13 protein-coding genes are annotated in these 12,033 nt (G+C 75.2%); 8 read left to right on the top strand and 5 right to left on the bottom strand.

Annotated features, from left to right (window positions below):
- Window positions 1-77: 77 nt before the first annotated feature.
- The 4 genes from BM414_RS11660 to BM414_RS29370 all read left to right on the top strand — a co-directional run bounded on the left by BM414_RS11660 (window position 78) and on the right by BM414_RS29370 (window position 2,930).
- The gene (locus BM414_RS11660; RefSeq protein ID WP_245784668.1) at window positions 78-467 is read left to right on the top strand and encodes a hypothetical protein; all 390 of its coding nucleotides are present in this window, start codon (window positions 78-80) and stop codon (window positions 465-467) included.
- Window positions 468-584: 117 nt separating this feature from the next.
- Window positions 585-1,682: a sigma-70 family RNA polymerase sigma factor gene (locus tag BM414_RS11655; protein WP_093579620.1), complete on the top strand. Its 1,098-nt coding sequence runs from the start codon at window positions 585-587 to the stop codon at window positions 1,680-1,682.
- A gap of 154 nt (window positions 1,683-1,836) precedes the next feature.
- Window positions 1,837-2,181, top strand: a complete 345-nt coding sequence (locus BM414_RS29375) for a hypothetical protein (RefSeq protein ID WP_093579619.1) — start codon at window positions 1,837-1,839, stop codon at window positions 2,179-2,181.
- Complete coding sequence (locus BM414_RS29370) at window positions 2,178-2,930, top strand: hypothetical protein (protein ID WP_093579618.1); 753 nt, start codon at window positions 2,178-2,180, stop codon at window positions 2,928-2,930. Before BM414_RS29375 ends, BM414_RS29370 begins: the two co-directional genes overlap by 4 nt.
- Before the next feature lie 13 nt (window positions 2,931-2,943).
- On the opposite strand, the gene BM414_RS11640 is transcribed toward BM414_RS29370, so the two are convergent.
- From BM414_RS11640 to BM414_RS11625, 4 genes are all read right to left on the bottom strand, one after another.
- Window positions 2,944-4,830, bottom strand: a complete 1,887-nt coding sequence (locus BM414_RS11640) for an NlpC/P60 family protein (protein WP_093579617.1) — start codon at window positions 4,828-4,830, stop codon at window positions 2,944-2,946.
- Between the two features lie 184 nt (window positions 4,831-5,014).
- Window positions 5,015-5,212, bottom strand: coding sequence for a hypothetical protein (locus BM414_RS11635; RefSeq protein ID WP_093579616.1), 198 nt, complete (start codon window positions 5,210-5,212; stop codon window positions 5,015-5,017).
- A gap of 11 nt (window positions 5,213-5,223) precedes the next feature.
- Complete coding sequence (locus BM414_RS11630; RefSeq protein WP_093579615.1) at window positions 5,224-6,525, bottom strand: citrate synthase; 1,302 nt, start codon at window positions 6,523-6,525, stop codon at window positions 5,224-5,226.
- Window positions 6,526-6,676: 151 nt separating this feature from the next.
- Complete coding sequence (locus BM414_RS11625) at window positions 6,677-8,071, bottom strand: class II fumarate hydratase (protein WP_093579614.1); 1,395 nt, start codon at window positions 8,069-8,071, stop codon at window positions 6,677-6,679.
- A 154-nt stretch (window positions 8,072-8,225) separates the two neighbouring features.
- Here BM414_RS11625 and BM414_RS11620 point away from each other — a divergent pair, with 154 nt between their 5' ends.
- The 3 genes from BM414_RS11620 (at window position 8,226) to BM414_RS11610 (ending at window position 10,147) form a co-directional block, all read left to right on the top strand.
- Window positions 8,226-8,786, top strand: a complete 561-nt coding sequence (locus BM414_RS11620; RefSeq protein WP_093579613.1) for a hypothetical protein — start codon at window positions 8,226-8,228, stop codon at window positions 8,784-8,786.
- A 191-nt stretch (window positions 8,787-8,977) separates the two neighbouring features.
- Complete coding sequence (locus BM414_RS11615) at window positions 8,978-9,193, top strand: hypothetical protein (RefSeq protein ID WP_093579612.1); 216 nt, start codon at window positions 8,978-8,980, stop codon at window positions 9,191-9,193.
- Between the two features lie 288 nt (window positions 9,194-9,481).
- Window positions 9,482-10,147 (top strand): hypothetical protein, encoded by a 666-nt coding sequence (locus tag BM414_RS11610; RefSeq protein WP_093579611.1) that lies wholly within the window; start codon window positions 9,482-9,484, stop codon window positions 10,145-10,147.
- Window positions 10,148-10,215: 68 nt separating this feature from the next.
- Here BM414_RS11610 and glpX read toward each other — a convergent pair whose 3' ends face one another.
- Complete coding sequence (gene glpX, locus BM414_RS11605) at window positions 10,216-11,280, bottom strand: class II fructose-bisphosphatase (protein WP_217644679.1); 1,065 nt, start codon at window positions 11,278-11,280, stop codon at window positions 10,216-10,218.
- Window positions 11,281-11,409: 129 nt separating this feature from the next.
- On the opposite strand from glpX, the gene BM414_RS11600 reads away from it, so the two are divergent.
- Window positions 11,410-12,021 carry a DUF4245 domain-containing protein gene (locus BM414_RS11600; RefSeq protein ID WP_093579610.1) on the top strand — a complete coding sequence of 204 codons (612 nt, stop codon included), beginning with the start codon at window positions 11,410-11,412 and terminating at the stop codon, window positions 12,019-12,021.
- Window positions 12,022-12,033: the final 12 nt, after the last annotated feature.

The raw sequence follows: 12,033 nt of genomic DNA, 5'->3' as shown, positions 1-12,033 counted from the left end.
GCTCATCACCGTCCGCTCATGCGCCAGAGTTGCCCTCGAGCACGACACAGGGGGCGATGAGGATGCAGCACAGCGTGATGGCACAGACCCAGCAGGCCGACGAGACGGTCGTCGTCCACGTCCAGCTGCGGCCGCGGCGCGGGTCGACCCGGCGTTGCCTGGCCGAGCTGGCCGCGCTGGCCGCCGCGCACCCGGCGGTCGCCTTCTCGGTCACCGGCCTGGGCAAGGACGAGCGCGTCGTCCGCGTGACCGTCGGCGTCGAGCTGGGTCCCCGCGAGGCGATCGCGCGGTTCTCGCCGCAGGCGCAGGCCGCCTACACCTTCGTCAGTGACCTGTTCACGGTCCTGTACGACCACATGCCGGTCTACGCCGCCGAGCCCGCCGCGGCCGAGCGCGCCGCCGCGGAGGTCCTGCTCCAGGCCGGCGAGGACGTCGTCGTCCCCTCGGGCCTGCTCGCTCTCGCCTAGACGAAGGACCCTCCTGCCCCCCACCCCTCGCTGACGCTCGGGGCGGGCCCCTGCAGGAGGGCCGTTCCAGCGCTTCACCTCGCCGTCGCCTCCCCCGCGATCGACCTGGAGTACCCGGTGACCTCCGCAGTGCAGAACACCCCCGACCAGCCGGCCGACGCAGGCACCCGCGCGCCGCTCGTCTTCGGCGGCGTCCCCGAGGCCGAGGGCTTCGCGAAGGTCCCGATCACCGCGCGCGACCGGGTGCACTTCCGCGTCGACCGCGACCTCCCGCTGGCCGAGTTCCGGGCCGAGCTGCCCGACGGCGTGACGGTCAGCCACGACGAGGGCGAGGGGCTCTACCGGGTCGACGGCCCGTGCGGCCAGGGCCAGGTGCTCGCCGACTGGATCCGCGCCTGGTGCGCCGGCCGCGACTGCACCACCGTGGGCCTGCGCGCCGAGGCCGGGGTCCGCCGGCGCGCACCGCGCGACCTGCCGCCGGCCTTCCTCGAGGACCTGTGCCGGCACTACCAGCCGCTGAGCCTCAAGCGGCTGCAGCGCAACATGAGCACGATCCGGCTGCACCTGCCCGACCCCGACGACCTCAGCCAGCAGGTCGCCGAGTGGATCCTCAAGGCGGTCGGCCAGTACGACGAGACCAAGGGCGTCCCGTTCGGCGCCTTCCTCGCCACCCAGCTGTCCAAGTGGGTGCACGACCTGGGCCGCAACGCCCACGGCCGCACCGCCGCCGACACCGAGAACCGGCAGCAGAAGGCCGTCGCCGCCTTCCAGGCCGAGCACCAGCGCCGGCCCACCGAGCGCGAGCTCGCCGCTTACATGGGCCAGAGCGTGGCCACGCTGCGGCGCAACTCGCAGACCGTCGCCACCCTCAACGGGCTGCGCAACCTGCAGTCGCTCGACGGCGGCCCGGACGCGACCGAGGTGCTGCTGCCCGACTCGCACGAGGCGCCCGACCAGATCATGGACGAGGCCGACCAGACGCTGCTGTCGCACGCGCTGACCGCCGCCTGCGCCCCGGACCCGACCGCCGCGCGCGGCCAGCGGGCCGCGCAGCCCAACGTCCTGGGCTGGGCCACCTGGTACCTGACCACCTGGGGCGGGCAGACCAAGACGCAGGTCTCGGCCGACCTCGCGACGTCGGTGCGCAACATGAACGTGCACGCCGACCGCGTCGAGCGGGTCCTCAAGGACCGGCTCGCCGAGTTGTCCGAGTGACGTCCCGGTAAACGGAACGCAGCAGTCCGCCGCCGACGGGTCCATCCGGGCGCAGGACTGCCGATATCGAGGACGTGACCGCGAGTCCCCGCCGCCCCGCCGCTCCCGGCGCCGGGCACCCGGGACCGGCCGCGCCGACGGGGGGAGGTGTGCGGTGAGCATCGCGCCGACCGGAGGTCCGGACGCCGCCGTCCTGCTCCCGCACTGGTTGTCCGAGGGGGACCGCGGGCTGCTGGCCGGCGTCGTCCGCGCCGCCGTGGAGGAGCCCGGCGTGCACCCGGTCGCCGCCGTCCACCTCGCCGACGTCCTCACCGAGCTGCACGTGGCCGCCGCCCGCGACGCGGTGTGGCCCGGTCCGGCCGCCCGCGTGCGCCGGGTGACCGGCTGGGCCGACGACGTCCTGCCGGTGCGGCTGTCGGCCGCGGAGCTCGACAGCGTCCTCGACCTCGCCGACCTGCCGCCCACCCTGCGCGCCACCCTGGGCGGGCGCCGCCCGTGACGCTCGGCCGCCCCTCGTCGGGCCTCCTGCACCGGCTCCGGCCGGCGCCGGTCGCCGTCGACGACGTCCGCGCCGCCGCCGACGCGGTGCTGCCGGGCCTGGTCACCGGCCGCCTGCGCGCCGCCGTGCTCGCCGACCCCGCCCGCGGGCCGGTGCTTGTCCTCGCCGAGGACGAGCGCCGTGTGCGGGTGACCCTGCACGACCTCGCCGAGGACATGAGCGATGCCGGCGTGGCCCCGACCGAGGACGGCGTGGCCGCCGCGCTCACCGCCTTCGTCGCCGCCCGCCCGGTCAGCGACGCCGCGGCGGCCGGCAGCGGCGTCGCCGTCCTGGACTGGACCTGCCGGGCGCAGACCGCCGTCGGCTGGCGGGTCGTCGTCCGGCGCGGGGACCGCACGGTCGCGTGGACGCCCTCGGACCCGACCGACGTCGCCGTCGTGACCCGGACCCGCACCGCCGCCACCGCTCGCGCCGCCGAGGCCGGGGGAGTGCTGCGGGTCGAGGGACCCGTGGCGCTGTGGTCGCACCCCGGCGCGCCGATGCTGGCCTCCGCCGCGCTGGCCGCGCCGCAGCAGCTGCTCGGCCGGATCGCCGAGTCGGGGCTGCGGCTGGCCGAGCCGCACGTCGTCGTCACGCCGCTGCGGCCGCTGGCGTGCGCCTCGGCCGCCGTGTCCGCCCGGCTCGGTGAGGCCGGGGAGGCCTGCGTCCGCCTGCCGTTGGCCGCCCTGCCCGGCCTCCGCTGGCTGTAGCGGCACGGGCTCGCTAGAGGAGTGCGCCGAACTCCCAGTGCCAGGGCTCGGGCTTCTCGCCGCCGGGCTGCGCCCAGTCGGGGTTGACGAAGCCGAACCGGCCGGCGTGCTCGGTCATCCAGGTCCACTGCGGCGTGCCCGCGACGTCGATCCCGCCGCAGAGGTCCACCGCCAGCGCCCAGCCGTGGTTGGACGTCCCCGGCACCGCGGCCAGCGCCGGCTTACGGCGGAAGGCGTCGACCTGCGCGGCCAGGGACCGGTAGGAGTCGGTGATGCACAGCGGGCTGCCGAAGGCCGCCTCGTAGGCTCGGCCCATCGCGGCGTACCCGGCCGCGGCGTCGCAGCGCAGCGCGTGGCCGCGGGCGACCGGGCACAGCGCCTCGGCCGGGATGCGGCCGTTGGACCACCCACCCCACGCGGGGCTGACCGGGCCGGCCGGCGCCGGCAGGGCACCGCAGGCGCCGAGACCGGACGCCGACGCCGGCAGCGGCGCGTTCGGCGTCGCCGGGGCGGGCAGGGTCACCCGCACCGCACGGGCGTCGCCGGGCAGCGGGCGGACGCCGACCTGGTAGGTCGCCGCCGAGGCGCCCACGACCTCGCCCTCGCCGAGGTGGACGGCGACGTCGGCGCCGCCGTCGGACACGACCAGGTCACCGACCTGCAGCTGCGAGGCGGGCACGACGGCGGCCGCGGCCCACTGGCCCGCCGCGGTGGCGGGCAGGTCGTAGCCGGCGAGCAGCCAGGCCGAGGCGGTCAGCCCGCCGCAGTCGAAGGCGTCCGGGCCGGCGGCGCCGGCGGCGTACGGGCGGCCCAGCCGCGACAGCGCGCTGCTCACCGCGGCGACGGTCTCCGCGGGCAGGACGGTGACCGGCCGGTTGCCGACGACGGCCCACGCGACGCCGGGCACGGCCTGGCCGGCGTCGTCGAGCGCGGGGGAGAAGCCGTCGGGCAACGACGCGGGGTCGGCCAGCGCGGCGGCCGGCGGCGGCGCGATCCCGGCGGCGGCGAGCTCGGCGAGGTAGGACTGCCAGCGCAGCAGCGCGGCGGTGTTGCGCTCCTGCTGCGCGCCGGCGGCGGGGACGGTGTCCAGCGCGGCCAGCTGCGCGGCGACGGCGGGACCGAGCCCGTCCACGGTGTCGCGGACGCCGGCCAGCACGGTGCGGGCCTGCGCGGTCGCGGCGTCGACGGCGTCCTGCGCGGCGGCCACCCGAGCGGCGGCGTCCTGTACGGCGGCCTCGGCGCGCTCGGCGCGGACCACGGCGGCCTCCCGGTCCCCGGCGGCCCGGTCGGCCAGCGCCTGGCGGTAGAGGACGTCGGGGGTGGTGTCCGGGGCGTCGGCGGACAGGCCGAGCACCGGCATGCGGGTCTCGGCGGAGGCGCGGTAGAGGTCGGCCGCGGCGGAGCCGACGGTGACCTGCTCGGTGGCGACGGCGGCCCGCGCGCTCCGCTCGGCCTCGACCGCCGCCTGCAGCTCGGCCTGCCGCGCGGTGACCTCCGCCTGCAGCCGGCGGTAGGCGTCGGCGTCCTGCAGCAGCGTGCTGCGCGCGGCCAGGGCCAGTCCCGCCGGGTCGGCGGCCACGCCGGCCGAACCGGGGGCGGAGGTGGCCGGCGCCAGCAGGACGGTCAGGACGGGCACGAGCAGCGTGGCCAGGCCGACGAGCAGCAGCCGGGCCCGCCAGGGGCCGCGCTCGCGGGGCGTCCGGACGGCCGGCCGGCGACGGGCGGCCTGCTTCCGCTTCCTGGCCGAGCTCTTCCTCCGCGGCGCGGGACGCGCGGCGGACGGGCGGGGGGCACCCGGGGCGCCGGCCGCGGCGCGGGCGGCCAGCAGCGCGCGCAGCGCCTCGGCCTCGCGGGCGGTGAGCTCACGCCGGGGGGATGCGGACGTGCGTGGTGCTGGCACGGTGGGTCCCCCGGGCGGTCTCGATCGGCGTGGCCGCGCTCCGTGGTGGAGCGCTCGCCGTCAGATCGACCGTCCGGGGGACCCGGAGGAGGGACGGGGGAACGGGTCTCACCCCTGCGGGGGAGGAGGTGCGCCCACCCGGGGGACACCGCAGGGGCCGGCGGCCGGGACCGGCCGCCAGGGGTCAGCGGTCGGGTGGCCACCAGGCGCCGTGCCGCGCCACGAGCGGGATGCGGTGCTCGACGCCGTCCTCGGTCGACACCACCAGTTCGACGGCGGTGATCGGCACCGGCCGGTCGTCGTCGTCGCGCAGCAGCCGCCCGGTGGCCAGCGGGATCGGGGGCAGGACCAGCAGGTCCTCACCGGGCGGCTCGCTGCCCATGGTGGCCCGGGTCAGCGCTCGGCGAGCGGGACGAAGGCCCGCTCGGTCTCGCCGGTGTAGACCTGCCGCGGGCGGCCGATCTTGGTCGTGGGGTCGGCGATCATCTCGCGCCACTGGGCGATCCACCCGGGGAGCCGGCCCAGCGCGAAGAGCACGGTGAACATCCGGACCGGGAAGCCCATCGCCCGGTAGATGAGCCCGGTGTAGAAGTCGACGTTCGGGTACAGCTTGCGCTCGACGAAGTAGTCGTCGGAGAGAGCGATCTCCTCCAGTTGGCGGGCGAGGTCGAGCAGCTCGTTGTCCCCGCCGAGCTTGTCGAGCACCGAGTCGGCCGTCTGCTTCACGATCGCCGCACGCGGGTCGTAGTTCTTGTAGACCCGGTGGCCGAAGCCCATGAGCTTGACGCCGGGCTCCTTGTTCTTGACCCGCTCGACGAACCGGCCGATGTCGCCGCCGTCCCGCTGGATCGCCTCGAGCATCTCCAGCACGGCCTGGTTGGCCCCGCCGTGCAGCGGGCCGAACAGCGCGTTGATGCCGGCCGAGACCGACGCGAACAGGTTGGCGTGCGAGGAGCCGACCAGCCGCACCGTCGACGTCGAGCAGTTCTGCTCGTGGTCGGCGTGCAGGACGAAGAGCATGTCGAGCGCGGAGGCGAGGTCGGGGTCGAGGTCGTAGGGCTCGGCGGGCAGGCCGAAGGTCATCCGCAGGAAGTTCTCGACCAGGCCGAAGGAGTTGTCCGGGTACAGGAAGGGTTGCCCGACCGACTTCTTGTACGCGTACGCCGCGATCGTGGGCAGCTTGGCCAGCAGCCGGACGGTGGAGATCTCCACCTGCTCCGGGTCGAAGGGGTCGAGCGAGTCCTGGTAGAAGGTCGACAGCGCGCTGACCGCGGAGGACAGCACGGGCATCGGGTGCGCGTCGCGCGGGAAGCCCTGGAAGAACTGCTTGAGGTCCTCGTGCAGCAGGGTGTGCCGGCGCAGCCTCTCGTCGAAGGCGGCCAGCTGGTCGGCGGTGGGGAGCTCGCCGTAGACGAGCAGGTAGGTGACCTCGAGGAAGCTGGCCTTCCCGGCGAGCTGGTCGATCGGGTAGCCGCGATAGCGCAGGATGCCGGCGTCGCCGTCGATGTAGGTGATCGTCGAGGCGCACGACGCGGTGTTCACGAAACCGACGTCGAGGGCGACCTGCCCCGTCGTCGCGAGGAGCTTGGAGACGTCGAGCCCGGGGGATCCCTCCGTCGCCGGGACCGTGCGCAGCGGGAGCTCACCCCCCGGGTGTCGGAGGGATACCTCGGGGGTGCTGGCTGTCTCGGTCATGGTGTGCCGACGCTATCGCCGTCGGGCGATCACGACGACAGGGAGCGTCCCGCGACTGGGTGGGCCGGGGTCCCGGCCCACCCCGCCACGCCCTGTGGCCCCGTCCAGGGCCCCGCCCTGAGCTCGCGAAGGGTGGGGAGGACGGGGTCCTTCAGGGGTGGGTCATCGAAAGGACGTCGAGCGCCTCGTCGAGCTGGGCCTCGGTGAGCTTGCCCTGGTCGACGTAGCCGCGCTCGAGCACGACCTGGCGGATCGTCTTCTGCTCGGCCAGCGACTGCTTGGCGACCTTCGCGGCCTCCTCGTAGCCGATGTACTTGTTCAGCGGCGTCACGATGGACGGCGAGGACTCCGCGTAGGTCCGGCACTGCTCGACGTTGGCCACGATCCCGTCGACGCAGCGGTCGGCCAGGATCCGGCTGACGTTGGCCAGCAGCCGGATCGACTCGAGCACGTTGCGGGCCATGAGCGGCAGGGTCACGTTGAGCTCGAAGACGCCGGTGGTGCCGGCGTAGGTGACCGCGGCGTCGTTGCCGATGACCTGGGCGGCGACCTGGATGGTCGCCTCGGGGATCACCGGGTTCACCTTGCCGGGCATGATCGAGCTGCCCGGCTGCAGGTCGGGGAGCTGGATCTCGCCGAGGCCCGTGCGCGGGCCCGAGCCCATCCAGCGCAGGTCGTTGGCGATCTTCACGAGGCCGACGGCGATCGTCTTCAGCTGCCCGGAGGCCTCGACCAGGCCGTCACGCGAGCTCTGCGCCTCGAAGTGGTCGCGCGCCTCGCTGAGCGGCAGCTCCAGCTCGGCGGCGAGCTTCTCGATGATCGCGGCGGCGAAGCCGGGCGGGGTGTTGATGCCGGTCCCGACGGCGGTGCCGCCCAGCGGCAGCTCGCCGATCCGCGGCAGGGACGCCTGCAGCCGCTCGACGCCGTACCGGACCGCGGCCGCGTACCCGCCGAACTCCTGGCCGAGCGTCACCGGGGTGGCGTCCATGAGGTGCGTGCGGCCGCTCTTGACGACCTCGGCGAACTCGGTGGCCTTGCGCGACAGCGAGGCCTCCAGGTGCTGCAGCGCCGGCACCAGGTCGCGCACGATCGCGCGGGTGGCGGCCACGTGGATCGCCGAGGGGAAGACGTCGTTGGACGACTGCGAGGCGTTGACGTGGTCGTTCGGGTGCACCGCGGTGCCCGTCGCCTCGGTGGCGAGGGTGGCGATGACCTCGTTGGTGTTCATGTTGCTCGACGTCCCCGAGCCGGTCTGGAAGACGTCGATGGGGAAGTGGTCGTCCCACGTGCCGGAGGCCACCTCGGCGGCGGCGTCGGTGATCGCCTGCGCGACGTCGCCGTCGAGGACGCCGAGGTCGGCGTTGACGCGGGCCGCGGCGCCCTTGATGGCGGCCAGGGCGGCGATGAGCTCGCGCTCGATGGGGGTGCCGGAGATGGGGAAGTTCTCGACGGCGCGCTGGGTCTGGGCCCGCCACTTGGCCCAGGCGGGGACGCGGACCTCCCCCATGGAGTCTCGTTCGATGCGGTGGTCCTGCTCGGCGGCCACGCTGGCTCCCGTGTGGTGTCGGTGGGATCGGTGCTGCACGCGTGACCTTAGGAGGACCCCGTCCGTCCCACCCCTCCCAGGCCCGGGGTGGGACCCGGGACGGGGCCGGTCGGGTCGTTAGCGTGCGCCGACACTCCCGGCCCGAGGAGGCCCCGTGACCCACCCCTACGCCCCGGACACGCCCGGCACGACGCCGGGCACCGTGCCCGTCGGCGGCTGGACGCCGTGGGGGACCTGGGACCCCGCCGCCGGCCGTCCGGTCGCCGTCCCCGCCCCGCCCGCGCCGGCCGCCGCGCCGTCGCGGGTGCTGCCCGCGGCGCTCCTCGCGGGCGGGATCGTCCTCGGCCTGCTGCTCGCCGCCGTCATCGGCGCGCTGGTGCTCCGCGGTGCCGCCGACGACGTCGGCCGCGCGGCCGGTGAGGCGATGGGCGAGGCGATGGGCGAGGCCCTCTACGGCGGCAGCGTTCCGTCCGGGTACTACGGCGGCGGAGGGGTGCCGGGGCCCGTCGAGCAGTCCGAGCCGGTGCCGCCGGGCGAGCTCGGGCCCGACCCCGTCCTCGACGCCTACGCGCAGGGCTGCTTCGACGGCGACCTGCAGTCCTGCGACGACCTGTTCGTGGAGTCCCCGCCGCTGTCGCAGTACGAGGAGTACGCCACCACCTGCGGCGGCCGCGTCAAGGCGTGGACGGTGCCCTACTGCACCGAGCTCGACTGAGCACCCGCGGGACCTCGCGCCCGCGTACCGGTCGCGCCCGAGCCGGGGTGCAGTGGCCCGGGCACGGTGGGCGCATCCGACCACGCGGAGCGACCGGTGAGGAGCCGTCCCGTGACCAGCCGGTGCTGGTCGCCCTCTCCCGCCCGACCTAGCCTGACCAGCGCATCTACGTGAACCGAGGAGTCCGCACCATGTCCCAGCCGCCGTATCCGCCGCAGGGTGGCAACGATCCCCAGGGCGAGCAGCCCGGGCAGCAGGGCTGGGGGCAGTCCGACGACCCGACGCAGCAGCTCGGCCAGCCGGCGCCCCCGACCTCGCAGTTCCAGCCGGGCCAGTACGGCCAGCCGGGCGAGCGTGACCAGACCTCGCCGATCGCCCAGCCCGGTCACGGCCCCGACCAGCAGTAGGGCCAGCCGGGCTACGACCCGACGCAGCAGTTCCCGCAGCAGCCCTACGGCCAGCCCGGCTACGACCCCGGTCAGCAGTACGGACAGCAGTACGGCCAGCCCTACGGACAGCAGGCGTACGGGCAGCAGGCGTACGGGCAGCAGGCGTACGGGCAGCAGGCGTACGGGCAGCAGGCGTACGGGCAGCCCGGCTATGCCCCGGACCAGCAGTACGGGCAGCAGTACGGCCAGCCCCACGGGCAGGCCGGCTACGGCCAGCCGCCGCAGAAGGGCAACAAGAAGAACGTCGTGATCGCCTCGGTGATCGCCGGCGTGCTCCTGCTCGCCGCCGCGGGCGTCGGCCTGTTCTTCCTGCTCCGCGACGACGGTGGCTCGACGATCGCCGACCCGACGCGCACCAGCTCCTCGTCGTCGGCGAGCTCGTCGTCGTCCTCGAGCCCGTCGTCCTCGTCGAGCTCGTCGAGCAGCTCGTCGTCCTCGTCCTCGACGACGGCCGGTGGCGGCGGCGGCGCGGGCTCGACCTCGGCGCCGCTGCCGCCGCAGGGCCTCGGCGAGGACCCCGACGGCGAGTTCCAGCCGCTGGCCGAGAACTGCTTCAACGGCGACTTCTCCGCCTGCGACGACCTGTGGCCGGTGACGCCGTCCGGGTCGGACTACGAGCAGTACGCCGGGACCTGCGCCGGGCGGCTGGACTACCAGGCCGGCTCGTGCGTGGCGCGGCTGGGTGAGGGGACCCCCACGCCGGCCGCCGAGCCGGTGCCGCCGCAGGACCTGGGTGAGGACCCGGACGGGCGGTACCAGCCGCTGGCCGACTCCTGCTTCGCCGGCGACTTCGCCGCCTGCGACGACCTGTGGGGCACCTCGCCCTCGGACTCGCAGTGGGAGCAGTACGCCGGTACCTGCGCCGGCCGGGTCAGCTACGAGGTGGCCAACTGCGAGACTCGGCTCGGCTGACGCCGGCACCGCACGCACGACGGCCCCGGGGCGCTCGCCCCGGGGCCGTCCGGCGTCCGGGGACCCGCTCAGTCCTCGTCGTCGGAGCGGTCGAAGGGGACCGCGGAGTAGGCGCGCAGCTTCTCCAGCGAGTGCAGGCTGTCGATCGAGCGGATCGTGCCCGACCGCGAGCGCATGACCAGCGACTGCGTCGTGCAGCCGCCGGCGCGGTACTGCACGCCGCGCAGCAGCTCGCCGTCGGTGATGCCGGTGGCGACGAAGAAGACGTCGCCGCGGACGAGGTCGTCGATGGAGAGCACCCGGTCGAGGTCGTGGCCAGCGTCGACCGCCTTCTGCCGCTCCTCGTCGTCCTTGGGCCACAGCCGGCCCTGCAGCGCACCGCCCATGCACTTGAGCGCGCAGGCGGCGATGATCCCCTCCGGCGTGCCGCCGATGCCCAGGAGCAGGTCGACGCCGGTGCCCTCGCGGGCGGCGGCGATCGCGCCGGCGACGTCGCCGTCGGAGATGAACCGGATGCGCGCCCCGGCCTCGCGGACCTCGTGCACCAGCTGCTCGTGGCGTGGCCGGTCGAGGATGCAGACGGTGACGTCCTCGACCCGGCCGTGCTTGGCCTTGGCGACCCGGCGGATGTTCTCGGCGACCGGGACGGTGATGTCGACGACGTCGGCGGCGGCCGGGCCGGTGGCGATCTTCTCCATGTAGAACACGGCCGACGGGTCGTACATGGCACCGCGGTCGGCCACGGCCATGACCGCGATGGCGTTGGGCATGCCCTTGGCCATCAGCGTCGTGCCGTCGATCGGGTCGACGGCGACGTCGCACTCGGGGCCGTAGCCGTCGCCGACCTGCTCGCCGTTGTAGAGCATCGGCGCCTGGTCCTTCTCGCCCTCGCCGATCACGACGACGCCGCGCATGCTCACCGTGCCGATCAGGGCCCGCATCGCGTCGACCGCGGCGCCGTCGCCGCCGTTCTTGTCCCCGCGGCCGACCCAGCGGCCGGCGGCCATCGCGGCGGCCTCGGTGACCCGGACCAGCTCGAGGGCCAGGTTGCGGTCGGGTGCCGGGCGGTCGGTGCGGAAGGTGCTGGCGCGGGGGATCGGGGGCACGGGGCCGTCGGGCACGGGAAGCGTCACGGGACCTCCAACATCGGCACCGTTGCCGGTGCCCGCCGTCCGCTGCACCGGTCCGCGGTGCCGGTCGGGCGCGCGGGGTCGCGTGTGCGGGGCGGCAGGGTTCTGGATCGGTGGTGTGATCCTAGGGGCATGACCACTTCCGGCCCGTCGGGCCAGCAGGCCCCCGAGAAGCTGCCCCCGCCCGCCCCGACCGCGGTCGAGCGGGCCAACCGGATGAGCGCGGCGAACATGATCCGCTCGCTGCTGCCGCTGGTGGTCATCTGCCTGCTCGCCGTCGGCTGGGTCACCTTCCGGCAGAGCGGCACCGACCCGGTGCGCCCGATCGACCCCACGAACAGCGTCCGGCTGGCCACCGAGCGGGCGTCCTACCCGGTCGAGGTGCCGTCGGGGCTGCCCGACGGCTACCGGCCCACCAGCGCCCGCACCGACGCTCCCGATGCCGCCGAGGGGGCGCCGGTCACCCTCGAGATCGGTTACGTGACACCGTCGGACGAGTACGCGGGCTTCCTGATCACCGACGACGCCGACGCCGAGCCGCTGACCTCCGTCCTCGACGGCGCGCAGGACGACGGCAGCGTCGACCTGGGCGGCCGCACCTGGACCCGGCTCACCAGCGAGCGCGGCGAGACGGTGCTCACCCGGGAGGACGGCGACGTCACGACCCTGGTCACCGGCTCGGCCGACGACGACGAGCTGCAGACGGTCGCCGCGGCCGTCGCGCCGGTGTCCCAGCCGAGCTGAGCCTCAGTCCTG

Source organism: Geodermatophilus amargosae (assembly GCF_900116515.1).
Taxonomy (GTDB): domain Bacteria; phylum Actinomycetota; class Actinomycetes; order Mycobacteriales; family Geodermatophilaceae; genus Geodermatophilus; species Geodermatophilus amargosae.
This window is presented reverse-complemented; position numbering and strand designations above follow the sequence as displayed.